Source organism: Bradyrhizobium sp. CCBAU 051011 (genome assembly GCF_009930815.1).
In the GTDB taxonomy this organism is placed as follows: Bacteria; Pseudomonadota; Alphaproteobacteria; order Rhizobiales; family Xanthobacteraceae; genus Bradyrhizobium.
Genome location: NZ_CP022222.1, coordinates 5,107,933 through 5,131,954 on the forward strand (window position 1 = coordinate 5,107,933; position 24,022 = coordinate 5,131,954).

Sequence of the window (24,022 nt, forward strand, 5' to 3'; positions counted from 1 at the left end):
AATCCCTACTTGGAATAATTCCAGTTCTAAGTTTGTTTGCCCGGGGACACGGGTGGGCGCGAGTGGGCGGGGAGAAATCGGTAGCACCATGCGTGATGCCGGACTGGAACTAGCTATCAAAGCAGCAGGTGGCGTTGGGTCGCTGGCGCGGGGACTGGGCGTTGCTCAGCCGTCGGTCTCGGCTTGGTCGCGCATTCCCGCAGAACGGGTTCTCGCCGTCGAGGCGCTGACGCAGGTGGAACGTTTCGTCCTGCGGCCCGATCTCTATGGATCATCCGAGCATCAGGTGACATCGAAACCGGAAATTGACGAGATCGATCAACTGCGTGCCGCGGAATACGGCCTGCTGTCGCTGCTGCTCGGCAAGGCGCCGGACGCGGACACGCTGAGGCGGGTTGCTACGCTGAAGGGCGACGGCTCCGATCTCGGCATGGCGCATATCGAACTCGCAGCGGCAGCAGCGCAGGCCGATGATCGCGCCGTCAGCAAGGAGTTCTTCGATCTCTTCATCGGGCTCGGCCGCGGCGAACTGCTGCCCTATGCCTCCTATTATCTGACGGGCTTTCTTCACGAGCGCCCGCTGGCGCGGGTGCGCGAGGATCTGCGGATGCTCGGGATCGAGCGCGCCGGCACCTCGCGGGAGCCGGAAGATCACATCGCCATTCTGCTCGAGGTCATGGCTGGCCTCGCACGCAACGACTTCGAGGCTGAGTTCGCCGAACAGGCACGTTTTTTCGAACGGCATCTCAAGCCGTGGGCGGCGCGGATGTTCGCCGATCTGGAAATGTCGCCATCGGCGCGCTTCTACCGCGCCGTCGGCCGCGCCGGCCGTGTCTTCATCGAATTGGAATCCGAGGCCTTCACGCTGTCCGAGTGACGGCGAAAGGCAAGAACTATGAAGGAGATCGCAATGAGCAAGCCATCTGACAGCAAGGGCAAGTCACGGGCCACAGGGGTGGATCGGCGCAGCCTGTTTCTGATGGGCGGTTCAGCGGTCGCTGCAGCAGCCGTTGTGCCGCTCACTGGCGGCGAGGCGGCAGCGGACGAGTCGCAGGCCGAGCGCGTCAAGGCCCGCTACAAGGAAACCGATCACGTCAAGAACTTCTATCGCGTCAACCGCTATTGATGGGACCACGCACATGTTGATGAAGCGAAAAGATGGATCCGGGGGCAGGGCGCGTTTGCAGGGAATCGCCGCCGGCCTCGCGTCTGATATTCTCGACCGCCGTACGTTCCTGCGGCGCTCCGGTCTGGCGGCCGGTGCGGGCGCCGCGATCGGCCTGATGCCGCTCGGCTCGGTGCGCAAGGCGCAGGCCGGCCCTGAGAAGGTTGGCGCGCCGACCGAAATCAGAAAGAACATCTGCACGCACTGCTCGGTCGGCTGCACCGTGATCGCCGAAGTGCAGAACGGCGTCTGGGTCGGCCAGGAGCCGGCGTGGGACAGCCCGATCAACCGCGGCTCGCATTGCGCCAAGGGCGCCGCCGTGCGTGAACTCGTTCACGGCGACCGCCGGCTAAAATATCCGATGAAGCTGGTCAACGGCGAGTGGCAACGGGTCTCGTGGGACGTGGCCATCAACGAGATCGGCGACAAGATGCTCGAGATTCGCGCCAAGTCGGGCGCGGACTCTGTCTACCTGCTCGGCTCCGCGAAATTCTCCAACGAGGGCGGCTACCTGTTCCGCAAGTTCGCGGCGTTCTGGGGCACCAACTCGATCGATCACCAGGCTCGCATCTGTCATTCGACCACCGTCGCCGGCGTCGCCAACACCTGGGGCTACGGCGCGATGACGAATTCCTACAACGACATGCGCAACTCGAAGACGATCGTCTTCATGGGATCGAACGCGGCCGAAGCCCATCCGGTGTCGCTGCAGCACATCCTCTCCGGCAAGGAGCTTAACCGCGCCAACGTGTTCGTGCTCGATCCGCGCTTTACGCGTACCGCGGCCCACGCCACCGAATATGTCCGGTTCCGCGGCGGCACCGATATCGCCGTGATATGGGGCATGCTGCACCACATCTTCAACAATGGCTGGGAAGACAAGGAATTCATCAAGCAACGCGTCTACGGCATGGACCAGATCCGTGCCGAAGTCGCGAAGTGGACGCCGGAAGAAGTCGAACGCGTTACCGGAATTCCCGGCGAGCAGTTGAAGAAAGTTGCCGAGACTTTCGCAAAGCAAAAGCCATCGACCCTTGTCTGGTGCATGGGCGGCACCCAGCACACCGTCGGCACCGCCAACGTCCGCGCTTATTGCAACCTGTTGCTCGCCACCGGCAACGTCGGCTCGTTCGGCAGCGGCGCCAACATTTTCCGCGGCCACTGCAACGTGCAGGGCGCGACCGATATCGGCCTCGATATCGTGACGCTGCCGCTCTATTACGGCCTGGTCGAGGGCGCCTGGAAGCATTGGGCGCGCGTCTGGGAAGTCGAATACGATTATCTGCAGTCGCGTTTCGATGAAGTTCCGGCGAAAGCGGGCCGTCCGGCGCGCACCCGCAAGCAGAACATGGAGCTGCCGGGCATCCCGTGGACCCGCTGGTTCGATGCGACGCTTTCCAACCCTGATGACGTCGACCAGCGCGATGCCGTGAAGGGCGTGGTCGTCATGGGCCACGGCGGCAATACCGTGCCGCGCATGACCGAGATGGTGAAAGGCCTCGAAAAGCTCGAACTGCTCGTGGTCGCCGATCCGCATCCGACGACCTTTGCCGCGATCTCCGAGCGCAAGAACGGCACCTATCTCTTGCCGGCCTGCACCCAGTTCGAGACCTCGGGCTCGCGTACCGCCTCCAACCGCTCGCTGCAGTGGGGCGAGCAGATCGTCAAGCCGATCTTCGAATCGAAGGACGACTACGAGATCATCTATCGGCTTTCGGCGAAGCTCGGTTTCGCCGACAAGATGTTCAAGAACATCAAGGTCGAGAACGATCGTCCGTCTCCCGAAGACTTGCTCCGCGAAATCAACCGTGGCGGCTTCTCGACCGGCTATTCCGGCCAGTCGCCGGAGCGGCTGAAGGCGCACATGAAGAATCAGGGCAAGTTCGACCTGGTGACCTTGCGCGCCAAGGCAGACGAGCCCGAGATCGGCGGCGACTATTACGGCCTGCCGTGGCCGTGCTGGGGCACGCCGCAGATCAAGCATCCGGGCACGCATACGCTCTACAACACCAACCTTCACGCTAAGGACGGTGGCGGCACGTTCCGCGCCCGCTTCGGCGTGGTCTATGAAGAGAAGCAGCCGGACGGTTCGGTGAAGAACGTCAACATGCTTTCGGAAGGCTCCTACAGCAAGGGCTCCGAACTGACCGACGGCTACCCCGAGTTCACTTACGGCGTGCTCAAGAAGCTCGGCTGGGACAAGGATCTCACCGCGGATGAACTTGCCACCATCCAAAAGATCGGCGGCAACAATCCTGATGGCGTCGGCTGGGCGGTCGATCTGTCCGGCGGCATCATTCGTGTCACGCTGGAGCATGGCGTGATGGCCTATGGCAACGGCAAGGCCCGCGCGGTGGCGTGGAATCTGCCCGATCCCGTGCCGGTGCATCGCGAGCCGATCTACACGGCGCGGCCCGATCTGGTCGCGAAATACCCGACGCGTCCGGACGGGCGTCAGTTCCGCATGGCCAATCTCGGCTTCTCGATCCAGAAGGCGGCGGTGGAGAAGGGACTGGCCAAGCAATTCCCGATCATCCTGACCTCGGGACGCCTCGTCGAATACGAAGGCGGCGGCGAAGAAACCCGGTCGAACAAGTGGCTCGCCGAGTTGCAGCAGGACATGTTCGTCGAGGTCAACACCTCGGATGCCGCCGAGCGTGGCATCAAGGATGGCGGCTGGGTCTGGGTCTACGGCCCCGAAAACAGCTCGAAGGCCCGCGTCAAGGCGCTGGTCACCGACCGGGTAGGGAAGGGCGTGGCGTTCATGCCGTTCCACTTCTCCGGCTGGTTCCAGGGCGTCGACCAGCGCGGCAAGTATCCGAAGGGTGCCGATCCGATCGTGCTCGGCGAAAGCGTCAACACGATCACGTCCTACGGTTACGACCCGGTCACCGGCATGCACGAGGGCAAGGTGACCCTGTGCCAGATTCAAGCGGCGTGAGAGGAGAATAGATCATGGCTCGCGTCAAATTTCTTTGTGATGCCGACCGTTGCATCGAGTGCAACGCCTGCGTGACGGCCTGCAAGAACGAACATGAAGTGCCGTGGGGCATCAATCGCCGCCGCGTCGTCACCATCAATGACGGTAAGCCCGGCGAACGTTCGGTCTCCATGGCCTGCATGCATTGCACGGACGCGCCGTGCGCCGCGGTCTGCCCGGTGTCGTGCTTCTACACCACCGCCGACGGCGTCGTGCTGCATTCCAAGGACCTGTGCATCGGCTGCGGCTACTGCTTCTACGCCTGTCCGTTCGGCGCGCCGCAATATCCGAAGGTCGGCAACTTCGGATCGCGCGGCAAGATGGACAAGTGCACCTATTGCGCGGGCGGGCCGGAAGCCGACTCGACGCCGGCCGAATACGCCAAATACGGCGCCAACCGTCTGGCCGAAGGCAAGCTGCCGATCTGCGCCGAGATGTGCTCGACCAAGTCGCTGCTCGCCGGAGACGGCGCGATCATCGCCGAAATCTACAAGGAGCGGGTGATGAAGCGCGGCTACGGCTCAGGCATGTGGGGCTGGAAGACGGCCTACAGCGATTCACCGACCGGCTGATGCAACGGCCGCCGCGCCCCGGCGCGGCGGCACAAGCGTAATTCCGATAATCGAAAGGCGTTGTGCAAATGCCAGGCTCAATTTCAATTCTCAGGTTCGCGGTCTTCAAGCCGCTGTTCGCCGCGTTCGCTCTGCTGTTCGTTCTCGCGCATCCGGCAGCCGCGCAGATCTCGTTCAAGCCGACCGCCGAGGCTGTTCAGGAAGACAAGCTTCTGAACGCGCTCAAGGAGGGCGACAAGATCTCCGGGCGCGTATCGATCCCCGATGGAAATGCTGCCAATCTGATCCAGCCCGCCGGGCGCGACTGGCGTGACTTCCAGCGCAGCAAGCTGCCCTGGATCGGCGGCATTGCCATTCTGGGAATGCTCGTCGTGCTGGCGATTTTCCTGATGGTGCGCGGACGAATTCGCGTGCAGCAGGGATTTTCGGGGAGGACGATCCTGCGCTTCAACAGCTTCGAGCGCTTCGTCCACTGGCTTACGGCAAGCTGCTTCGTCGTTCTGGCGCTCTCAGGTTTGAACGTCAGCTTCGGCCGCACCCTGATCCTGCCCTTGTTCGGTCCGGACGCCTTTGCGGCCATGTCGGCCTGGGCCAAGCTTGCGCATAACTATCTGGCGTTCCCCTTCATGCTGGGTGTCCTGATCATGTTCCTGATCTGGATCAAGAATAACATCCCGGGCAAGCTCGATCTGGAGTGGATCAAGCAGGGCGGGGGGCTGCTGTCCAACGGCAAGCATCCGCCGGCCAAGCGTTTCAACGCCGGCCAGAAGGGCATCTTCTGGATCGTGATCATCGGCGGCGTGCTGATGTCGGTGTCCGGCTGGTTCCTGCTCTTCCCCTATCTGCCTGGCAACGTCACCGCGCTTCAGTTCTGGACGGTCATCCACGCCGTGATCGCGATGCTCTTCATCGCCGTAATGCTGGCGCACATCTATATCGGCTCGATCGGCATGGAAGGGGCGTTCGACGCGATGGGTACGGGCGAGGTTGATCTCAACTGGGCCAAGGAGCACCACGCGCTCTGGGTCGAGGAAGAGCAGCGCAAGGCCAATGCGCCCGCCGATAGCGCCCGGGCCGTGCCGGCCGAATGATCCGGCCCGGCTCAAGTGAAAGGTGAAGTGACATGAAATCCTTTGTTGCGGCTGTAGCATTCGCAGTCGTCGCTGCGGTCGGCGTCGCGATGGTGCTCAACTCCTTTCAGGAATCGAGCTCCGTAGCCTTTACCACCAGCGGCGCCAGGGTCGGCGATCCCGGCCATAATCTGATCGGCCCGGGCTGACGCCGGCGGTGAGCGTGCCTGACGTTGCGCTGGCGTGGCCGGTCGAGATCCGGTTGCCGAAGGACCGCCGCTCCTTGCGTGTAGCCTTTGACGATGGCCGCACCTTCGACCTTGCCGCCGAATTGCTCCGGGTGACCAGTCCGTCCGCGGAGGTGCAGGGGCATTCCGAGGCCGAGCGCAAGACGGTCGGCGGGAAGCGCAACGTCGCCATTCTTTCGGTCGATCCGGTCGGTAATTATGCCGTCAGAATAGGATTCGACGACATGCACTCGACTGGCATCTACTCCTGGACGTTCCTGCGCGAACTCGGCCTCAATGCCGAACGGCGCTTTCAGGATTATCTCGACGACCTCAAGGCCAAGGGGCTCGACCGCGACAGGCCGGGCGTACGCTGAGGGCCGGCGGGAATGGCAGCCAGGGATTCGGCGAAAGCTTCCCATCGCAACATTGGCCGGCCGGCGCTTTCGGTGCTTTTAGCCGGGTGGATCGCGCTGCCGGTCTGTACAACGGCCGCCTTGGCGCAGATGCGCGGACATGGTGGGCCAGTGCGGGCGCTGGCGATCTCGGCCGACGGGCAAAGCGCGATCTCCGGCAGCTTCGATTCGACCGCGATCCGCTGGTCGCTGACGCGCAATGCGGCCGAGCAGGTGCTTCGTTTCCATGCCGACGCCGTCAATGCGGTCGCGCTGCTCGGGGACAAACGCGCGGCGACCGCCGGTGCCGATGGCCGCATTGCGATCTGGACGTTTGGCAAGACCGAACCCGACGCAGTGTTCGAGGGGCACACGGCGCCAATCGTCGCGCTAGCAACATCTCCCGATGGCGCAACGCTGGCATCGGCCTCGTGGGATCGCACGGTGCGGCTCTGGCCGCTCGCGGGCGGCGCGCCGCGCGTGCTCGATGAGCATACGCAGAACGTCAACGGCGTGGCGTTTACGCCCGATGGCCGCGCTCTGGTCAGCGTCAGCTACGACCTCAGCGTTCGCATCTGGCCGCTATCGGGCGCGCAGCCGCCGACTGTCGTGGCAATGCCCACTCCACTCAACGCCGTGGCCGCCGGCGCCGACGGTGAAATCGCGGTCGGCGGCGCCGACGGCAAAATCTACTTCCTGACTGCAAGCGGCGCGCGCGCCGGCGAGGTTGCCGCAGGGCCAAGGCCGGTGATCTCGATTGCGATTTCCCCCGACGGCGCGCGTGTGGCCGCAGCTAGCATCGGTGGCACGGTCGCGGTGATCGATCGCAAGACGCGCACGCTGGCGCGGACCCTGGTCGGTCCGGGGCTGCCGGTCTGGTCGGTGGCCTTCTCGCCGGATAGCCGCACGCTGCTCACCGGCGGCGCCGATAACATCATCCGGCGCTGGAACGCGGCGACGGGCGAGCCGGTCGATCCGATTCTCATGGAGACGGCGGGCGATCCGCTCGCCGCCTATGCTGGCGATCGCGGCGCGGAGATTTTTCGCGCCTGTGTCGCTTGCCATACGCTTGGCGCCGATCAGGCCAACCGCGCAGGTCCTACGCTTGCCGGAATTTTCGGCCGGCGTATCGCGACCGCGCCGGGCTATAATTTTTCCGAGGCGCTCAAGCAACTCGATATCGTCTGGACGCCGGAGACGGTTTCCAAACTGTTCGAGGTCGGGCCGCAGGCCTACACGCCCGGCACCAAGATGCCGGAGCAGCGTATCGGTTCGGAGCAGGATCGCGCCGCGCTGGTGCAATTCCTCGAACGGGCGACAAAGCGATAGCGCGAAGCGGCGCGACGATTACTCCGGGTGCGTCAAATGTTTCACGGGCGCCGAGAAGACCAGCGACATATCCTCGTATTCCTCGATCGGAAGCTTGGTTACGCCCGCGGAGGCCGGAGATTTCTTCGACAACGCCACGCCGGTGGTTACGGTAGAACGTTCATGGGAAATTGAGTACGAGCGCATCGTGGTTACGACAGCGAGCAGGGCGACTGCCACGAATCCGGAAATCAACAGACGCTTCATGGAAAACTCCGTTGGTTCGAAATGCAGTGTGGCTTACACCCCCCGCATTACGGCCAACGGTCACGCCTGAATGTGGTCTGCGTCACCTATCACGATCTTGTTTTTGACAATTGAATCGGTTCCCTCGCGCCGAATGAGACATTGAATCGCCGCCTCTGGTTGCCGAGCCGGTGATTGTCGCGGCAGCGCTGTCCCCGGCGAATTGCGCGCGTGAATCGAATTTGTCTACGGCGCAGGGCGACGGCCGGTGCGCGGATTGAGCGGACCCGTCGGCCGCCGCCGCAATGCTTCCGGCAAAAACTCCTCGTCTGGGTCGGGCACAGCGTTGGCACGGACGTCCGCCGCGGACTGGGCCCGTTCGTGCGGAGTCTGGTTGTCGTTGAATCGTCGCTTCACGTCGACGCCGTCAACCGGATCGTTGACGCCGTGCTGAATGTCTCTGAAGTCGCCCATGAAATCCTCCCTGAGCGCTTACCGATCTGCATGCTCGCAAACGCGATCTGGCGAACGGTGTTCTACGGTATCCGCGAGAAGCTGCGCTAAATTGAGCGTCAAATGGAACCGTCGCTCCCGCGCTCGATTGATTCCAGGCAACCGCGAGATGGAGCGGCAGACGAGCGAAAAGGCATAATCGGGTAATCGACGGGAATTTAGGAGAATGTGATGGGACTTGAGGCCGTGTATTTCATCGGAGCGTTCGTGCTTCTTACCGCGCTGATCTATGGAACGTTGAGCTATCGTTATCGCAACAGGGCGGCAACGGACGCGGGCGAGGAAATCGTGCGAGAGCGGTATCGGCAGAATCAGGGCTGACGCGCGGGGAGACAAGGAGTGACGGCTTCGTAGCCGGATGAGCGGAGCGACATCCGGGACATAGTGGCCGAGACTATCCCGGATATTGCTGCGTTTATCCGGGCTAACTGATCCTGATCACGGCACGCTTTGGGAGTCCTTGGCGCCGAGTGCGGTCTTGTTGCCGGCGTCGCGACCGGGGACGCTGACATGAACCTCGTGACCCTGCCGGAGCGCGAGTGAGGCAGCCGCAACGGCCGCTTCGAACGCTGCTTCCTTGGTATCGTAGCTGTGCGGCGCACTCCCGTCGTGGAGAACAGTCCAGCCGTCCGGCTTGGAAACGATCATGTATTCGGCCAATCCCATCGAAGCCTCCTTGCTGTTCGCAAGGGCAACGTGGAAGCCCGTTCACCGTTCCGATAGGCGCGCAGGCTTGCCGCGTCGCGGGCGTGTCTTGGCGAAGGCCGGATCAGGTTTTGGGTGGACGCCCGCGTTTCGCGAACAGAAGTCCTTGCATGTCAGCGGCCTTCTGGAGAAGACCTGCGCGCTTCAGCGCCTCGCTTCGGGCAGGACCATGGGGCATCGCGCGCGCCTGCTCCAAGGCCGCCAGCGCCTCGGTTTGCAACTCGTGTTGGGGCCGGACGTCGTCCTTCCTTTTGTCCATCCGAAAAGCGTAGGAGCGGGGCCTTCGCCTGTCTGTTCGGTTCCGTACGTTGGAACCAGAGGTGGAGGGGTTATTCCCCAGGAACCAAATCGTGAGCTTGCCGCTTCCACCTTCGGATCTTCAAACCCGACCGGCGTCACTGGCGGGCGCTGCTCCCGGTGGATGGAGGATTGCGAATGCTCGAAGAGAAACTGAAGGAGTCGATTGTCGCAGAGCTGAAAAGGCAAGCGGCAAATGATCCGAAATCGCTCAGCATCGAGAGCTCCGACGGTCTCGTCGTCAAGGGCAAGATCGATCTCGACGATCTTGTAACGGTGATTGCAGGCGCCGTTGCTGGAGGGCCGTAACGGCCCGCCGTCAGCCGGGCAAGCCGTATCAGGAACGGAGCGGGGCGCCGGACGTTTTCCAACAAACGGATTGAACGCAAGATGACGGAACCACTGCCCCTACTGATCGAGAGTTCGATTGCAATCGCCTGGGACTATCTCGAACGTACGGGAGAGTTGGGCGATGCGATGGTGGCCGGCCGCTTCCTCAGCGACGCGATCGAGTTGATGGTGCGCCGTGGCGAGCGGCGGCGACTGATGCTCGCCAACAGGGCCATCACGGCCTATCAGCAGTTCTTACGGAAGCAGTCCATGCCTCCGGTGCTCGCGTCGGCCTGATGACAGTTCCGTGTTCATCTGGGAACCCTTTATCTGAGGGCAGGTTGACAATGCTGGTCCGCAGCCCGGTGGCCGTTAGATCCCTACGAATGCCGTTGCTTTCAAGGCAGCGGCATTCGTGCGCTTGGACGCCCCAAGACAATGGACGGTGAGACGGTACACATCCGCGACGTCGAGACCCTTGCCCAGGGCAAGGGCAAGCTGACCTGCGTGACTTACGAGCAGCGCAGGCGCGACGGCGAGCAACAGCGGCGTCAGCGCGAAATCTACGACAACGGCAACTCGGCCGTCATTCTTCCCTATGATCCCGCCCGCAAGACCGTGCTGCTGACCCGGCAATTGCGGCTGCCGATATTTCTGCAGGATGGCGTCGAGCGAACTGTGGAAGCATGCGCCGGCAAGCTCGATGGCGAAAGCGCCGAACGACGTATTGTGAAGGAGATGCAAGAAGAGCTCGGTTACAAGATCATGAACGTGCAACGATTGTTCGAGCTCTACGTCAGTCCAGCCGCGATCATGGAGAAGATCGTCTTCTTCACCTGTACCTATTCGCCGCAGAACAGAGTGTCGGACGGTGGCGGGCTCAAGGAGGAGGGAGAGGACATCGAGGTGGTCGAGGCCACGTTGGATGAAGCTGCCGCGATGATCGCAGCCGGCGAAATCGTCGACGCCAAAACGGTCATTCTCGTTCAATATCTGAGCAATCGCGTGCAGACCGCCGCTCGCGACTAGCCTGGAGCGGCGTCGCGGTGATTCCCGTCTGCGGCCCTACGCTACAGGAACGGCTTTCCGCCGGTGACTGCAATCGTCGCGCCGGAGACGTAGCTGGAAAGCGGATCGGCCAGCATGACATAGGCGGTGGCCAACTCGACGGGCTGGCCCGGGCGTTTCATCGGGACCTGCTTGCCGAAATTCTTCACGGAGTCCTCAGGCAGGGTCGAAGGAATCAGCGGGGTCCAGATCGGCCCCGGGGCGACCGCATTGGCGCGAATGCCCTTCTCGGCCAGCATCTGCGCCAGCCCCGCCGTGAAATTGTGGATCGCGCCCTTGGTGGTCGCATAGGCCAGCAACGTCGGGTTGGGCACATCCGAATTGATCGAGGCGGTGTTGATGATGCAGCTTCCGGCCTTCATGTGAGCGACGGCTGCCTTGGTCAGATAGAACATTGCGTGGATGTTGACCTTGAAAGTCAATTCCCATTCCTCATCGCTGATGTCTTCAATGGATTTGAAGCTGGCTTGGTGTGCGGCGTTGTTGACGAGGATGTCGATGCCGCCGAGTTCAGACACTGCCTTGGCGATGACGGCCCTGCAATGATCGGGGTGCTGGATGTCGCCCGAAACAAGAACGGCTTTTCTGCCGGCTTCGGTCACCAGTTGTTCTGTCTCCCGCGCATCGTCGTGCTCTTCGAGATAGGAGATCAGGACATCAGCTCCCTCGCGGGCGAAGGCGATGGCGACCGCGCGGCCGATGCCGCTATCGCCGCCCGTGATGATGGCCTTCTTGCCCTTGAGCCGGCCGCTGCCCTTGTAGGATGTTTCGCCATGATCCGGCAGCGGGTTCATGGCGCCGGTCGTGCCCGGCATCGGCTGGTGCTGGCTGGGAAATGGTGGGCGCGGGTAGTGCAGCATTGTATCTCTCCCTGAAAAGACGGCGCTGCCAACGCGGGCGTTCAGTGCTGCGGCTCAAGTGAGACGGTGGAGATTTCCCAGCGGATTGAGCGTGCCGGGTTCCTTGTCCTCTTCTTCGCTCTTGCGCTGTTCCGCCTGGCCTTCCTCTTGCAGCTTGCCGTCGCCAACGACTTCGGCGATGACTTCCTTGGTCTTCCCCGCAACCCGGCGGGTTGCTCGTTTGATCGTGCCCATGGTCGTGACCTGTGATGTCGCGGGCTGGTCCGGGTCAATGTCCGGCCGCGGCCTTCGTTCCTGCGGCACCGGGACCACGCGGCCGCGCAAACGAGAGGAACGTTGCGACACACCTCGCGATTGGCTCTCCGAGGAGAGAAGGTGATGTCGGGATTTGAGCCAATGCGCTGATCATCGGTGGCGGGCCGGCGGGGCTGACCTGCGCGATATATCTGGCGCGGTACCGACGCAAGGCCGTCGTCATCGATAGCAGGCAAAGCCGGGCGGCGCTGATCCCCGAAACGCATAACTATCCAGGGTTCGCCGATGGAATTTCCGGTCCAAGGCTGCTCGAGGCATTGACTTCGCAGGCCAAGAATTACGGTGTCGAGATCATCGCCGACCGGGTCACGGATTTGCGGCGCGCCGGGTGCGGCTTCGAGGCGACCTGCTCGCAAGGAGCCATCGAAGCCGCACGGGCCGTGCTGGCAAGCGGATTGGTTGACCGCGACCTCGCCAATTCCGATCTGCGAGAGGCCGTCGGCAGCGGGTTGGTCCGGTATTGCCCGATATGCGACGGGTTCGAAGCATCCGACCTTCGGATCGGGGTATTGGGCAGCGCCAATGACGCGGCCGCGAAAGCGCTATTTCTGCGCACCTATTCCAGGCACGTCACGCTGTTGACGTTGGATGGCAAGTCTTGCGATGAACTGCCTGGCAGCGAATTGTCGGAAGCAGGTATTCGCATTCCCAAGGCCCGCGCCCTGGCATTTCGCAGACGGGGCAAGCAAATGATCGCGTCTCTGAGCGACGGGACGCTCGAAAGCTTCGACGTGATCTATCCGGTGCTGGGCTGCGAGGTGCGTTCGGAGCTGGGAAAGAACCTCGGTGCCCGGCACAACGATGTCGGATGTCTCGAGGTCGATGCACATCAACGGACGAACGTGCCGGGATTGTACGCCGTAGGAGACGCGGTTTCAGACCTGCACCAGATCGCGGTGGCAACGGGCCACGCTGCCGTCGCCGCCACCGATATCCATAATGGTTTGCCGCGCAATTTTCGCTGACGACGGGCGATGGAATCTTACGGCTTATCCTCGATCTCGTGCGCGGCCAGCGGGCTGACCGCGGGGGCATTGAGCGGCGTGCCATCGAATGCGAAGTGAGACCCGTGGCAGGGGCAGTCCCAACACGTCTCGAACGAATTCCAGTGCAGGTGGCAGCCGATATGGGTGCAGGCTGCGGAGCGGGCATAGAGTTTGCCGGCGGAATCGCGATAGGCGGCGATCTTGCTGAGGCCGTGCCGGATAATGGCGCCGTGTCCGGCTTTCAGATCGCTCACTGCGCTCAGCTCGCCCGGCGCGAGATATTCGGCAAAATTCTTCACTGCCGTTATGTTCTCTTTCACAAAGTTGACGATGGCGGCAGGGGTCTTGCGCGAGGGGGCGTAGACTTCGGCCCAGTTGCTGCCGCGGCCCTGGATCAATGCCGAATTGATCATGGCGCCCACCACGCCGTGGGTGATGCCCTGGCCGGAATCGCCGGTGTGCACATAGATATTCTCGCTGCCGGGATTTTTGCCGATGAAGCCGGCATAATCGATGGTGTCGAGGATCTGTCCCGACCACCGGTGGGTGACCTCCTGGACCGCGGGGATGAGGTTGCGTGTCCAGGCCTCGAGCGCCTGAAAGCGCACCTCGGCATCGTCGGCTTCACCGCTCTTGTGATCGCCGCCGCCGACGATGAGATGGTCGGTCTGTCCTTCGCCAGGCTGCAGCCGGACATAGTGATAGGGGTCCAGCGTGTCCCAATACAGCGCGTCCGGGATCGCGCCCTTCCCGATCGAAAACGCCATCGCATAGGAGCGGTAGGGCGCCATCTTGGTGTGCAGGGCAAATCGATCCACAATCGGCGAGTTCGTCGCTACGACCGCCGCGCGGGCAACGACCTTGCCGCCTGCGGTTGAGACGACGACCTTGCCATCGTCCCGCTCCTCGATGGACTCGACGACCGTGTCGGCGTGGAATGTCCCGGCCTTTGCTTCGACAGCCGCGGCAAGCCCCTTGAGATATCTGAGGGGATGAAACGTGCCCTGGCGCGGATAGCGCAACACGTGCTGCTGCTCGCAGTGGGAGAAGGGAACGCCGACCAGCCGATGGACAGGCGCGCCCACCTTGCGGACGGCATCCAGCTCATCCTCGATGATTTTCGAGTCGGTATTGAGGGCCTGGAAGAGATAGCCGTCGAGGCGGCGAAAATCACAGTCGATGGCCTCTTTGTTCTGAATTTCTTCGATGCGATCGATCGCAGCCGCCTGGCTTTCGTAGAACAGGCGCGAGATTTCTTCGCCGCGGAGGCCGATCATCGCCGATGTCAGGTCGTCACACAGCGGGGCGAGGTGGGCCGTGGTTCGCGCCGTGATGCCGCCGGCAATCTTGCCGCGATCGATCACCAAGACACGCGCGCCTTCGGTGGCGATTTCGTAGGCGGTGGAGATTCCTGCAATGCCCGCGCCAATGATGACGACGTCGCATTCCTTATCGCCTTGCAAGGGGGCTGCGTTGGGCGCGACCTCGACTTCCATCCATAACGACCTGCTACGCCGGTCCGCGAAATGGCTCATCCGAAAGCCCGATAACTGAAGAACCTGGTCGAAAGGCCAACGGCAGTCCGAGGTCTTGGTTCCTCGGCTGCATCGCGATCGGCACTGTCACATTAGCTCGATCAGGCGCCGGGCATCGGCCGGTGCGGCGCTCTTCTGGTCATTGTCGAAGTAGACGAACACGTCGCAGCCCTGTTTCTTCCAGGACCTGATGCGGCGGGCCCAATCGGCGAGGGCGGCCTCGCCATAGTGATCCTTGTAGCGGCCTCCGGGCCCGTGCCCGCGGACATAGACGAAATCGGCCGTACGCTTCCACGGCGCCGGGGCGTCATGATGGTCGGAGATACAAAGCGAGATGTTTTGCTCGCGCAGCAGCCGGATGACCTTGGGCTCGTACCAGCTCGGATGCCTGAATTCGAAGGTGTAGCGCCGCTTGTTCGAAAGCAGTTTGAAGAAGGACGCCAGGCGGTCGGCGTTCGCGTGGAAGTTCGGAGGTAGCTGAAACAGGATCGGCCCCGCCTTCTTCCCGAGCAGGGACACACGGCTTTCCAGCAGTTCGAGGCTGTTGACCGAATTCTCCGAGAGCCGCTTCCAATGCGTGATGAATTTCGATGCCTTCCAGGCGAACACGAAATCGCTTCCGGTCTGCGCGCGCCAGCCCTTTACCGCTTCCGGCGTCGGCGTCCGGTAAAACACCCCGTTCAGTTCTGTCGTCGGGAATTGGCCGGCGTAATACGGCAATTGCTCCTTGAGCGGCAATCCCCTGGGAAAGAACGGTCCGCGCCAGGAATCGTAGTGCCAGCCTGAGGTGCCGATCAGGACGCGTGGCATGGTGTCTCTCTTGGCATCACGGCTTCAGGACGACCTTGGTGCCGTCTTCCTTCGCATCGTGAACGGTATGCGCAGCGAATCTCGCCCTTGGCGTACCACGCCGGCGCTTTCATCAATATCCTCCCGATCAATCGAGGATGAAATGATCGGCGAAGATGAGTTGTTCCTGCATCTGCCAGATGAGGGAGGGACGGCAAGCGCGGCCTGCGTAGTCGAGGTCTCGTTCAGCTTTTCCGGAGGCCGCTTTGTCCGTGGTCAGGGGATCTCTTCAAGGGGTCTCTTGGAGATCGTCGAGCTCGACGAGGTAGGCCAGCAGCAGGTCTCCTTCCGTCTGCTTGGAATCTCGCGCCGCTTGCCGGTAGGCGGCAATTTCGTTCTCGGTCGAACGCCGTGCCCGGAGCCGCGCCTTGCCATCCCATAGAGGTTCGCCGTTCGACATCAAGACAGCGATGTCCTGACGCAGCCAGTGCTCGTGACAGAGTTGCTGGGACTCGCGCAAGTTCTTGGCTTCGAAAGCAAGCGTGGGTCTTCCATCGATGTCCAGGGTGAAAATCGCGGGCAGTAACATCATCCGACCCACGTCACATGTCTGACCACAAGGAAGAGACCGGCGGCGCCGACGGCGATGAGCGCGCAGGGCATCGCGATCTGCATCGCAATCCGAATGACAGTCAGGTTCATGCCGGCGGCCTGACCGGTGAACGGTGCAGTTTCCCCGATGCGGAATACTGGCTTTGGTCGCGCTACACTCACAGTCCGATCAGCCGGCAAGTGGGCATTGCTCGCATCAAAAATAGCCTGCAAGCGAGTTCTCGTCTGTCCGATCCCTGACACACGGTTGCGGGAAATAATGGCTCGAAACGGGGCATTGCGCGCAGTGCGAGGCCTGACCGGACGTTACGCCGGACTCGCAGCGGCGACGTGCAAAGGGAACGATAGGGGAGGATAGCTGATTGATAAGACAGATGCCGGGCCGAACCTGGCGACGAAGGAATATGAAAATGAAATACCTTGCCTCATGCCTTGCCCTCGTTCTCCTGGCAACGCCTGCCATGGCCCAGTCGATCGGAGAGAAGACCGGAGTTAATTCAACGCTTGGCATCACGCCGGCGACGGAAGATTTCGTGAAGCAGGCCGCCATCAGCGACATGTTCGAGATCCAGTCCAGCCAGCTCGCGCAGGAGCGGGGCAATGCTGCCGAGAAAACCTTTGCCGCTGCCATGATCAAGGATCACGAGAAGACGACCAGTGACTTGAAGTCCATGGTCTCCGGCGGGGACCTGAAGGTGACGCTCCCGACCCAGCTCGACAGCACCCACCAGAGCAAGATCGACAAGCTGAAATCGCTCAAAGGCGGCGACTTCAGCTCCCGGTACCAGATCCAACAGGTCAGTGGTCACAAGGACGCCGTGTCGCTGTTCGAGCGTTACGCCAAAGGCGGCGACCATCCGAAACTGAAGGAGTGGGCGGACAAGATGCTTCCGACGCTGCGCCACCATCTCCAAATGGCGCAGGAGATGGCGGCGGGAAAGACGGTCGGCAAGCACTAGGAGGCGCAAGGAATGGGCGCAATGGGCGCGCGGAATGCCGGCAGAGCCGAGTCCGTGTGAATTATCTGAACGGTGAGGATGAACAAGATGGCGAAGAAAGCAACGAAGCGCAGATATTCAAAGGGGGCGGCGAAGAAGGTCGGCCGCGCCATGAAGAAGCGTAAGTCCGGCACGCTGAAGAGCGGTCGGTCCGGCAAGAAGGTGAAGAGCAGGAAACAAGCGATCGCGATCGGCCTGTCGGAAGCACGAAAGAAGGGCGCCAAGGTACCCAAGAAAGGTTCAAAGAAACGTTCGAAGAAGCGCGCGAAGAAGTCTTAAACGGGTCAATCCGACCGCGCCAGATCGGCGGCCGGATAGGCCACCATCCAGTCGTCCAGCAGTTCGTCTCCGAAATCATCGAGCGCTCGAATTCGATAGCGCTCGAGATTTCGCGGTGAGGTTTTGCGGTTTCGAGGGAATGTTGATTTGGGTGTCGGTGCCATCGGTCCTCGCCGCTCCGTCGGCGTTCCCCCATCCGTATGATGGGAATTAGAACGGTGAGCAGCTGGCCAGGGTTCCTGTGACAGTGTGAAAAACGGCTACGCCAGTGGCGGCTGGCCATTGGAAGCAGAAACGCCGCCATCCACGGCGACGTTGGCACCCGTCACGAAACTTGCGTCGTCGCTGGCAAGAAACGCAATGACGGCGGCGACTTCACGGGGTTCGCAAACCCGACCCAGCGGGATTCGTTCCCGGAACTTCCCCAGCAGTGCCTCGTCCTCCATCGTGTCGGCCGTCATGCCGGTCCGGGTCAGGCTGGGGCAGACGGAATTCACGCGAATGCCCTTTCTGCCGAGATCCAGCGCCAGCGACCGCGTCAGGTTCACAACGGCGCCCTTGGCGGCGTTATAGGGGCTCGCCGCCCAATCTCCTCCGGTTCCCGATACGGAAGCTGTGTTGACGATCGAGCCCTTGGTCTTCTCGAGATGGGGCAGGGCCGCGCGGCAGCCGAAGAAGACGCCGTCGAGATCGGTGGCCATCACCTTGCGCCACTGCTCGTTGCTGATTTCGACCGGGTCGCCGCCCTCGTAGACGCCGGCATTGTTGACGAGAACATCCAGCTGCCCGAAGCGCTTCAGCACGGTCTTCACCATGGCATCAACGGATTCGCTATCCGAGACGTCGGCGAGATGGGCCAAGGTGAGTTGCGCCGGCAGGTCTTTCGCGACGGTGGCCAGCGGCATTTCGTTGCGATCCACCAAAGCGACACGCGCGCCTTCGGACGAGAAGCGCCGCGCGGTAGCCTCGCCAATGCCGGAGGCCGCGCCGGTCACGATGACAACTTTCCCTTCAAAGCGCTTCATGGCCGGTCAGTCACAGAGCTTTCCGACGGCTTGCGTAGCTCAGGCTTGCGTAGCTCAGACCTGGGCATGCTGTCCGCCGGGGCGTGAAATTGCGCACAGCGCCGCGCCCGTGCCGTTGCCGCGCTGGACCAGCGCGATGTCGCCCAGCGCAATGATGCCGACAAGCCGCTTGTTGCGGTTGAGCACCGGCAGGCGGCGGACCTGAATGTCGCCCATGTTGGCGCTCACCTCTTCGAGGTCCTGATCGTCGTAGCAATATTTGACGTCGGCCGTCATCACGTCGCCGACTCGTCCCTCGGGGCCTCGGCCCATGCCGATACCGCGGATTGCGATATCGCGGTCGGAGATCATGCCGACCAGACGGTCGTTGTCGGTGACGGGCAGCAACCCGACACCGAGCGCCGCCATCGCCTGCGCGGCGTCCTTCAGGGTGTCATCGGGGGTGCAGAGTTGGACCTCGGATGTCATCACATCGGAAACTTTCATATGCCTCTCCGTTTGCCGGTTGCTTCACCCGCTAACAGGCACCGCAGGTCGCCGTTCCCGTGAAACACATGAAATATTCAGGCAGTGCTGGAGAGACTTCGGACCGCACCCGAAGCCTCCCCTCAATTGTCTTACCAGCGGTTGCTGTCGATGCCGACGCCCACGCTGACGCCGGGTGCTCGAATGCCGACGCCGCCTCGCGGTTCGTCCCAGTCGCGATAGCGTCGATGTTCGATATAGCGCTCGCGCGGCGCATAAGCATAGGAATCGCGCACGATCACGCGACTGCCGCCGCGGGTGCGATAGCATCGTCCATCTTCGTCACAGACCATGCGGACCTGCTGTATCAGATCGGAGTTGGTGTATTCGTTCTCGGTGTAGACGTCAGTCGCATTTGCGCTGCCGGCCAGGAGTGCGCCCGCGCCGGCCAGCAGGCCGATTGCAATCTTCCTCATAAGTTCCTCCTCATTCGAATGCTGCCCTACGGGGGCTCAAAGCATCGCCCCCGCTTTGGTTCCGGCAGTGAGTGGAACGATCGGGAGGTTCCGGAAGGTTGGGGCCCGCGAGCCGGCGGAACGGCGCTGAGCCGCGCCGGGTTAGTCCGGCGGTGACACAAATCTTCCAAGAACGGAACAAGGAGCGGAACATGAAACATAGTCTTTTGGCCGGCGCCGTCGCCGGACTGATGCTGGGCACAAGCGCATTCGCGCAATCGCCGAGCGATCAACAAAGAACCAATGCTCCATCCGCGCAAAGCCAGTCGCCCAAGGCGTCGCCATCACCTTCGACCCGACAAAATACCGAAGGCGGTAGTTCGAACGCGCAGCCACCGCCGACCAATGCGACGGCCGATTCGCCACGTCCGCAGGCCCAGTCAAATCAGCCAGCCGCGACACCGCAGGCGAGATCCGATGGCAATACAGCCAACCCGCCGGCGCAGCAGCAGCAGGCTCAGCAACCTTCGCAGCAACCGTCACAGGCGCAATCGGCTCAACAGCCGAGCTCGTCCTCGCAACCTTCGCAGGCGCAGACCAATACGGCCCCACCGGCCAATAACCAGTCGACAAGCACGCAGCCATCGACCGGTCCGACGAATGCGACCAACAATGCACCGAGCACCGGGTCTGCCCAGGGTTCGACCAATACAGCGGCTCAGCCTTCGAACACGCAGACCAACGCCGCGCAGTCGCGGACGAACGTCAACGTCTCGGCCAATCTGACGGAGAGTCAGCGCACCCGCGTCAGCACATCCATCAGCCGGCTGAACGCCAGGCCGGTAACCAACGTCAACTTCTCATTGTCGGTGGGCACGGTCGTGCCCCGCAATGTGCATTTCCGGCCGCTGCCGGCTGACGTGGTCGAGGTGATGCCGCAATATCGCGGCTACAACTTCATCGTGGTTCGCGAGGACATCGTGATCATCGAACCCTCGACCTACAAGATCGTCGACGTGCTGCCGCGCGGCGGCCGATCGACCGCGGCTGCGCCGGCACCGCGCAAGTCGACTTTCTCGGACAGCGAACGGGACGTCGTTCGCAAGCATGCGCGCTCGTCGAGGACGGAGCAGCGTTCGAACAGGGTCGAGCAGCGCACCACGGGCAGCGCGACTTCCACGCGCATTCGCGTTGGCGATCGCCTGCCGGACTCGGTCGTGATCCGGTCATTCCCTGATGAGGTATATCGGGAATCTCCGCGGCTGCGGGAGTATCGCTATATCGAGCGGGACGATCGGACCTACATCATCGAGCCCGGCGAACGCCGGATCATCGAGGAAATCGACGACGACTGACATGTAAATACGTCTAAATATGTCGAGGAGGGAAGCGGCAGCGGCTGGATGGCCGCTTCTCTTCCTTGTGTCCGGTAGGCAACCAACCCGGCACTTCATGCGTTAGACCCGCATGGAGCAAGGATAACAATGACCGCTGGACAAAAACCCCACATTTCTCACAACACTCTGATGCTCATCGGCGATGGACGAAAGGCGCTTTTCCTCCGCAACAAAGGCACTCCGCAGCGACTCAATCTCGAAGTCGAGCAGGTTCTCGAGCAGGAAAATCCGGCAACGCGCGAGCAGGGGACGGATCGTCCCGGCCGTTCCATCCAGAGCGTCGGCACGGCCCGAAGCGCAATGGAGCAGGCCGACTGGCATTACCTCGCAGAGGAGCGGTTCGCCGGCACCATTGCCGAAGCGCTCTATCGCCTGGCTCACGGCAACCACTTCGACAGACTGGTCGTCGTTGCGCCCGCGAAAGTGCTGGGCAATCTCCGGCAGGCTTTTCATGCCGAAGTGGCGGAGCGCATCGTCGCCGAAGTTCCGAAGGAACTGACTTCTCATCCGATACCCGAGATCGAAAGGCTGATGGCGGCTTAGCCGCCGTCAGCCATGACGGCTCGCCCCTGCATCGCGTCAGGTCACCGGACCGGGATTGAACAGCGCCAGCGCGTTGGTCAGCTTCCAGTGCTCGGCCCAGGTCTCGCGGCCGCTCGCGACGTCGAGCATGAGGCGGAAGATCTCCCAGCCGACGTCCTCGATCGTGGCATCGCCGGTGGCGATGCTGCCGGCGTCGACGTCGATCAGATCGTGCCAGCGTTGCTTGAGCTCGCTGCGCGTCGACACCTTGATGACGGGGACGGCGGCAAGTCCATAGGGCGTGCCGCGGCCGGTGGTGAAGACGTGCAGCGTCATGCCCGAGGCAAGCTGCAGCGTGCCGCAGACAAAATCGCTGGCCGGGGTAGCCGCAAAAATCAGCCCTTTTTCCCGGACACGCTCGCCCGGCGCCAGCACGCCCGCGATCGGGCCGGTGCCGGACTTGATGACGGAGCCCATCGCCTTCTCGACGATGTTGGAGAGGCCGCCTTTCTTGTTGCCCGGCGTGGTGTTGGCGCTGCGGTCGGCCTCGCCGCCGGCGAGATAGCGGTCATACCAGGCCATCTCGCGCACCAGTGCATCCGCCACCTCCTGGTTCGCCGCACGTGGCGTCAGCAGATGGATGGCGTCGCGTACCTCCGTAACTTCGGAGAACATCACGGTGGCGCCGGCACGAACCAGAAGATCGGCGGCGAAGCCGAGTGCCGGATTGGCTGTTACCCCCGAGAACGCATCGCTGCCGCCGCATTGCATGCCGACCACCAGCGCCGAGGCCGGGCAGGTCTCGCGGCGGCGCTGGTCCAATATCTTGAGGCGCGCGTCGGCCATCTGCACGATGTCCTCGACGATTTCGCCGAAGCCGGTGAGGCCTTCATCCTGCATCCGCATGATTTCGTCATCGGCGATCATGCCCTCGGGCAGCAGCAGTTCGGGTTGCAGCTTCTCGCAACCGAGGCCGACGATCATCACCTCGCCGCCGAAATTGGGATTGCGGGCCAGGTTCTGCAGCGTGCGGATCGGCACCGCGGCGCCCGGCGCGTTGATCGCGACCCCGCAGCCATAGGCATGCGTGACAGCCACGACGTCGTCGACGTTGGGATATTTCGGCAGCAGTTCCTTGCGAATCCGCTCCAGCGCAAACTCGACCGTGCCGGCGACGCATTGCACGCTGGTCGAGATCGCGAGGATGTTGCGGGTGCCGACCGAACCGTCGGCATTGCGATAGCCTTCGAACGTGTAGCCTTCCAGCGGCGGCAGCCGGATCGCGCCGCCATTCGGCTGCGGCAGATTGTCGAAGGAGGGCGCATCGGGCATCTGCACCAGCGATTCCTTGACCCAGCTACCTCTGGCGATCGGCGCTGCGGCATGGCCGATGACCTCGCCGTAGCGGCGAATGGCTTCGTCCTTGCCGATGTCGGCGAGGGCAACCTTGTGGCCCTGCGGAATCTGTTCGATCAGCCGCAAGCCGCAGGCAAATTCGGCACCCGGATGCAGACCGCCGCGGTTCGCGACAATCGCGACGTTATCGTCCGCATGCATGCGGATGTAGAGCGGTTTCGCGGCGGCGGGCTGCATATCGAATCCTCAAGCTACTGGCGGCGTCAGACCAACGCGTAACTGCGCCGCATGCGTCGGGCAATCAAGAGTCAAACCGCCGGTGCGATCAAGCGGCCGCCGGGCCGGGAAGTCGTCGCATAGAGGGAGCAGAGCGAGGCTCACGAGGGAGTGGCGGTCGGAACCAAATAGTCAAATAATATGACTAGTCAGCGTCCATCTTCCGTGAAATATTGCCCGCGCTGCCGCCAACGGACAGCAAAAAAGGTGCCCTGATACCGAATTTGGGGATGCAGGCACCCTGAACAACATTTGGGAGAATGCGCCTCATGACCTCCAAAGCCCTTCTTGCGGCCACTGCGCTGGTCGCTCTCACCCTCGCACTGCCCGCGACTGCCGCCGAACTCACCGTCGGCTTTTCCCAGATCGGCTCCGAATCCGGCTGGCGGGCGGCGGAAACCTCGGTCTCCAAATCGGAGGCCACCAAGCGCAAGGTCACGCTCAAGATCGCGGACGCCCAGCAGAAGCAGGAGAACCAGATCAAAGCGATCCGCTCCTTCATCGCCCAGGGCGTCGACGCCATCTTCCTCGCGCCTGTCGTGTCGAGCGGCTGGGATGCGGTGTTGAAGGAGGCCAAGGAAGCCAAGATTCCGGTCGTGCTGCTCGACCGTGACATCGATCCGTCGGGCAAGGAGCTTTATCTCACCGCCGTCACCTCGGACAGCGTGCACGAAGGCGCGGTCGCTGGCGAATGGCTGGCGAAGGCGGTGGCCGGCAAGGCGTGCAACGTCGTCGAGCTGCAGGGCACGGTGGGCGCCAGCGTCGCGACCAACCGCAAGAAGGGTTTTGACAGCGTGGTCGCCAAGAACGCCAACCTCAAGGTGGTGCGCAGCCAGACCGGCGACTTCACCCGCGCCAAGGGCAAGGAGGTGATGGAAAGCTTCATCAAGGCCGAAGGCGGCGGCAAGAATATCTGCGCGGTCTATGCCCACAACGACGACATGATGGTTGGCGCGATCCAGGCGATGAAGGAGGCCGGCCTCAAGCCGGGCAAGGACATCCTGACGGTGTCGATCGACGCGGTGCCTGACATCTTCAAGGCGATCGCGGCCGGAGAGGCCAATGCGACCGTCGAGCTGACGCCGAACATGGCGGGTCCGGCGCTCGACGCCATCATGGCCTACAAGGCGAAGGGAACGGTCCCGCCGAAGTGGATCCAGACGGAATCGAAGCTCTATACGGCCGCCGACGATCCGCAGAAGATCTACGACAGCAAGAAAGGCCTGGGCTACTGACCGTCCGGCCTTGTGCCGCCGGGTTTCAAGTCAGCCCCGGA

General features: G+C 62.5%; 31 protein-coding genes. 19 read left to right on the forward strand and 12 right to left on the reverse strand.

The annotated features are described in order from the left end of the window. The first annotated feature begins 88 nt into the window (after positions 1-88). The 8 genes from ACH79_RS23765 to ACH79_RS23795 all read left to right on the forward strand — a co-directional run bounded on the left by ACH79_RS23765 (position 89) and on the right by ACH79_RS23795 (position 7,738). On the forward strand, positions 89-877 hold the full coding sequence (locus ACH79_RS23765; protein ID WP_161853181.1) for a molecular chaperone TorD family protein: 789 nt from the start codon (positions 89-91) through the stop codon (positions 875-877). A 33-nt stretch (positions 878-910) separates the two neighbouring features. Next, a complete protein-coding gene (locus ACH79_RS23770; RefSeq protein ID WP_161853182.1) occupies positions 911-1,126 on the forward strand; it encodes a hypothetical protein in 216 nt (71 codons plus the stop codon). Between the two features lie 13 nt (positions 1,127-1,139). Next, a complete protein-coding gene (locus ACH79_RS23775) occupies positions 1,140-4,106 on the forward strand; it encodes a formate dehydrogenase subunit alpha (RefSeq protein ID WP_161853183.1) in 2,967 nt (988 codons plus the stop codon). Between the two features lie 14 nt (positions 4,107-4,120). After that, positions 4,121-4,717, forward strand: coding sequence for a formate dehydrogenase FDH3 subunit beta (gene fdh3B, locus ACH79_RS23780; protein WP_028348819.1), 597 nt, complete (start codon positions 4,121-4,123; stop codon positions 4,715-4,717). 68 nt (positions 4,718-4,785) lie between these two features. Beyond that, a complete protein-coding gene (locus tag ACH79_RS23785) occupies positions 4,786-5,808 on the forward strand; it encodes a formate dehydrogenase subunit gamma (RefSeq protein WP_161853184.1) in 1,023 nt (340 codons plus the stop codon). A gap of 32 nt (positions 5,809-5,840) precedes the next feature. Further along, positions 5,841-5,996 (forward strand): hypothetical protein, encoded by a 156-nt coding sequence (locus tag ACH79_RS43100; protein ID WP_202639021.1) that lies wholly within the window; start codon positions 5,841-5,843, stop codon positions 5,994-5,996. Positions 5,997-6,010: 14 nt separating this feature from the next. Then, positions 6,011-6,391, forward strand: coding sequence for a gamma-butyrobetaine hydroxylase-like domain-containing protein (locus tag ACH79_RS23790; protein WP_202639022.1), 381 nt, complete (start codon positions 6,011-6,013; stop codon positions 6,389-6,391). A gap of 12 nt (positions 6,392-6,403) precedes the next feature. Then, entirely contained in the window at positions 6,404-7,738 is a 1,335-nt protein-coding gene (locus ACH79_RS23795) for a c-type cytochrome (RefSeq protein ID WP_246738085.1), read from the forward strand. An 18-nt stretch (positions 7,739-7,756) separates the two neighbouring features. Here the strand turns inward: ACH79_RS23795 and ACH79_RS23800 are convergent, their stop codons facing one another. After that, positions 7,757-7,984, reverse strand: a complete 228-nt coding sequence (locus ACH79_RS23800) for a hypothetical protein (protein ID WP_161853185.1) — start codon at positions 7,982-7,984, stop codon at positions 7,757-7,759. A gap of 225 nt (positions 7,985-8,209) precedes the next feature. Then, entirely contained in the window at positions 8,210-8,437 is a 228-nt protein-coding gene (locus tag ACH79_RS23805; protein WP_161853186.1) for a hypothetical protein, read from the reverse strand. A 210-nt stretch (positions 8,438-8,647) separates the two neighbouring features. Between ACH79_RS23805 and ACH79_RS23810 the strand changes: the two genes are divergently transcribed. Then, positions 8,648-8,797: a hypothetical protein gene (locus ACH79_RS23810; RefSeq protein ID WP_161853187.1), complete on the forward strand. Its 150-nt coding sequence runs from the start codon at positions 8,648-8,650 to the stop codon at positions 8,795-8,797. A 117-nt stretch (positions 8,798-8,914) separates the two neighbouring features. On the opposite strand, the gene ACH79_RS23815 is transcribed toward ACH79_RS23810, so the two are convergent. Next, positions 8,915-9,142 carry a hypothetical protein gene (locus tag ACH79_RS23815; RefSeq protein ID WP_161853188.1) on the reverse strand — a complete coding sequence of 76 codons (228 nt, stop codon included), beginning with the start codon at positions 9,140-9,142 and terminating at the stop codon, positions 8,915-8,917. Positions 9,143-9,616: 474 nt separating this feature from the next. Here ACH79_RS23815 and ACH79_RS43105 point away from each other — a divergent pair, with 474 nt between their 5' ends. The 3 genes from ACH79_RS43105 (at position 9,617) to ACH79_RS23825 (ending at position 10,837) form a co-directional block, all read left to right on the forward strand. Next, the gene (locus ACH79_RS43105) at positions 9,617-9,787 is read left to right on the forward strand and encodes a hypothetical protein (RefSeq protein ID WP_202639023.1); all 171 of its coding nucleotides are present in this window, start codon (positions 9,617-9,619) and stop codon (positions 9,785-9,787) included. 81 nt (positions 9,788-9,868) lie between these two features. After that, positions 9,869-10,105 (forward strand): hypothetical protein, encoded by a 237-nt coding sequence (locus tag ACH79_RS23820; protein ID WP_161853189.1) that lies wholly within the window; start codon positions 9,869-9,871, stop codon positions 10,103-10,105. Between the two features lie 141 nt (positions 10,106-10,246). Continuing rightward, positions 10,247-10,837, forward strand: coding sequence for an NUDIX domain-containing protein (locus ACH79_RS23825; protein WP_161853190.1), 591 nt, complete (start codon positions 10,247-10,249; stop codon positions 10,835-10,837). A 41-nt stretch (positions 10,838-10,878) separates the two neighbouring features. On the opposite strand, the gene ACH79_RS23830 is transcribed toward ACH79_RS23825, so the two are convergent. Together ACH79_RS23830 and ACH79_RS23835 are read right to left on the reverse strand one after the other, a co-directional pair. Further along, positions 10,879-11,736, reverse strand: coding sequence for an SDR family oxidoreductase (locus tag ACH79_RS23830; protein ID WP_161853191.1), 858 nt, complete (start codon positions 11,734-11,736; stop codon positions 10,879-10,881). A gap of 54 nt (positions 11,737-11,790) precedes the next feature. Next, positions 11,791-11,970, reverse strand: a complete 180-nt coding sequence (locus ACH79_RS23835) for a CsbD family protein (RefSeq protein ID WP_161853192.1) — start codon at positions 11,968-11,970, stop codon at positions 11,791-11,793. Positions 11,971-12,176: 206 nt separating this feature from the next. On the opposite strand from ACH79_RS23835, the gene ACH79_RS23840 reads away from it, so the two are divergent. Next, the gene (locus ACH79_RS23840; RefSeq protein WP_371419470.1) at positions 12,177-13,016 is read left to right on the forward strand and encodes an NAD(P)/FAD-dependent oxidoreductase; all 840 of its coding nucleotides are present in this window, start codon (positions 12,177-12,179) and stop codon (positions 13,014-13,016) included. Between the two features lie 17 nt (positions 13,017-13,033). Here the strand turns inward: ACH79_RS23840 and ACH79_RS23845 are convergent, their stop codons facing one another. The 3 genes from ACH79_RS23845 to ACH79_RS23855 form a co-directional block, all read right to left on the reverse strand. After that, positions 13,034-14,533 (reverse strand): FAD-dependent oxidoreductase, encoded by a 1,500-nt coding sequence (locus tag ACH79_RS23845; RefSeq protein WP_371419262.1) that lies wholly within the window; start codon positions 14,531-14,533, stop codon positions 13,034-13,036. A gap of 126 nt (positions 14,534-14,659) precedes the next feature. Next, on the reverse strand, positions 14,660-15,382 hold the full coding sequence (locus ACH79_RS23850) for a DUF72 domain-containing protein (RefSeq protein ID WP_161853194.1): 723 nt from the start codon (positions 15,380-15,382) through the stop codon (positions 14,660-14,662). A 268-nt stretch (positions 15,383-15,650) separates the two neighbouring features. Then, positions 15,651-15,950, reverse strand: a complete 300-nt coding sequence (locus ACH79_RS23855) for a hypothetical protein (RefSeq protein WP_246738086.1) — start codon at positions 15,948-15,950, stop codon at positions 15,651-15,653. 17 nt (positions 15,951-15,967) lie between these two features. On the opposite strand from ACH79_RS23855, the gene ACH79_RS23860 reads away from it, so the two are divergent. The 3 genes from ACH79_RS23860 (at position 15,968) to ACH79_RS23870 (ending at position 17,250) form a co-directional block, all read left to right on the forward strand. Then, on the forward strand, positions 15,968-16,213 hold the full coding sequence (locus ACH79_RS23860) for a hypothetical protein (protein ID WP_161853195.1): 246 nt from the start codon (positions 15,968-15,970) through the stop codon (positions 16,211-16,213). Positions 16,214-16,383: 170 nt separating this feature from the next. Beyond that, a complete protein-coding gene (locus tag ACH79_RS23865; protein WP_161853196.1) occupies positions 16,384-16,932 on the forward strand; it encodes a DUF4142 domain-containing protein in 549 nt (182 codons plus the stop codon). A gap of 87 nt (positions 16,933-17,019) precedes the next feature. Next, positions 17,020-17,250, forward strand: coding sequence for a DUF6496 domain-containing protein (locus ACH79_RS23870; protein WP_161853197.1), 231 nt, complete (start codon positions 17,020-17,022; stop codon positions 17,248-17,250). Positions 17,251-17,510: 260 nt separating this feature from the next. Here the strand turns inward: ACH79_RS23870 and ACH79_RS23875 are convergent, their stop codons facing one another. From ACH79_RS23875 to ACH79_RS23885, 3 genes are all read right to left on the reverse strand, one after another. After that, positions 17,511-18,245: an SDR family NAD(P)-dependent oxidoreductase gene (locus tag ACH79_RS23875; protein ID WP_371419263.1), complete on the reverse strand. Its 735-nt coding sequence runs from the start codon at positions 18,243-18,245 to the stop codon at positions 17,511-17,513. Between the two features lie 84 nt (positions 18,246-18,329). Then, positions 18,330-18,761 carry a CBS domain-containing protein gene (locus ACH79_RS23880; protein ID WP_161853199.1) on the reverse strand — a complete coding sequence of 144 codons (432 nt, stop codon included), beginning with the start codon at positions 18,759-18,761 and terminating at the stop codon, positions 18,330-18,332. Positions 18,762-18,892: 131 nt separating this feature from the next. Beyond that, positions 18,893-19,216 carry a hypothetical protein gene (locus ACH79_RS23885; protein WP_161853200.1) on the reverse strand — a complete coding sequence of 108 codons (324 nt, stop codon included), beginning with the start codon at positions 19,214-19,216 and terminating at the stop codon, positions 18,893-18,895. Between the two features lie 191 nt (positions 19,217-19,407). Here ACH79_RS23885 and ACH79_RS23890 point away from each other — a divergent pair, with 191 nt between their 5' ends. Together ACH79_RS23890 and ACH79_RS23895 are read left to right on the forward strand one after the other, a co-directional pair. Next, positions 19,408-20,550 carry a DUF1236 domain-containing protein gene (locus ACH79_RS23890; protein ID WP_246738087.1) on the forward strand — a complete coding sequence of 381 codons (1,143 nt, stop codon included), beginning with the start codon at positions 19,408-19,410 and terminating at the stop codon, positions 20,548-20,550. Between the two features lie 129 nt (positions 20,551-20,679). Next, entirely contained in the window at positions 20,680-21,135 is a 456-nt protein-coding gene (locus ACH79_RS23895; RefSeq protein ID WP_161853201.1) for a host attachment family protein, read from the forward strand. Positions 21,136-21,171: 36 nt separating this feature from the next. Here ACH79_RS23895 and garD read toward each other — a convergent pair whose 3' ends face one another. Next, positions 21,172-22,707 carry a galactarate dehydratase gene (garD, locus tag ACH79_RS23900; protein ID WP_161853202.1) on the reverse strand — a complete coding sequence of 512 codons (1,536 nt, stop codon included), beginning with the start codon at positions 22,705-22,707 and terminating at the stop codon, positions 21,172-21,174. 308 nt (positions 22,708-23,015) lie between these two features. Between garD and ytfQ the strand changes: the two genes are divergently transcribed. Continuing rightward, positions 23,016-23,981 carry a galactofuranose ABC transporter, galactofuranose-binding protein YtfQ gene (ytfQ, locus tag ACH79_RS23910; RefSeq protein WP_161853204.1) on the forward strand — a complete coding sequence of 322 codons (966 nt, stop codon included), beginning with the start codon at positions 23,016-23,018 and terminating at the stop codon, positions 23,979-23,981. The last annotated feature ends 41 nt before the right edge of the window (positions 23,982-24,022 follow it).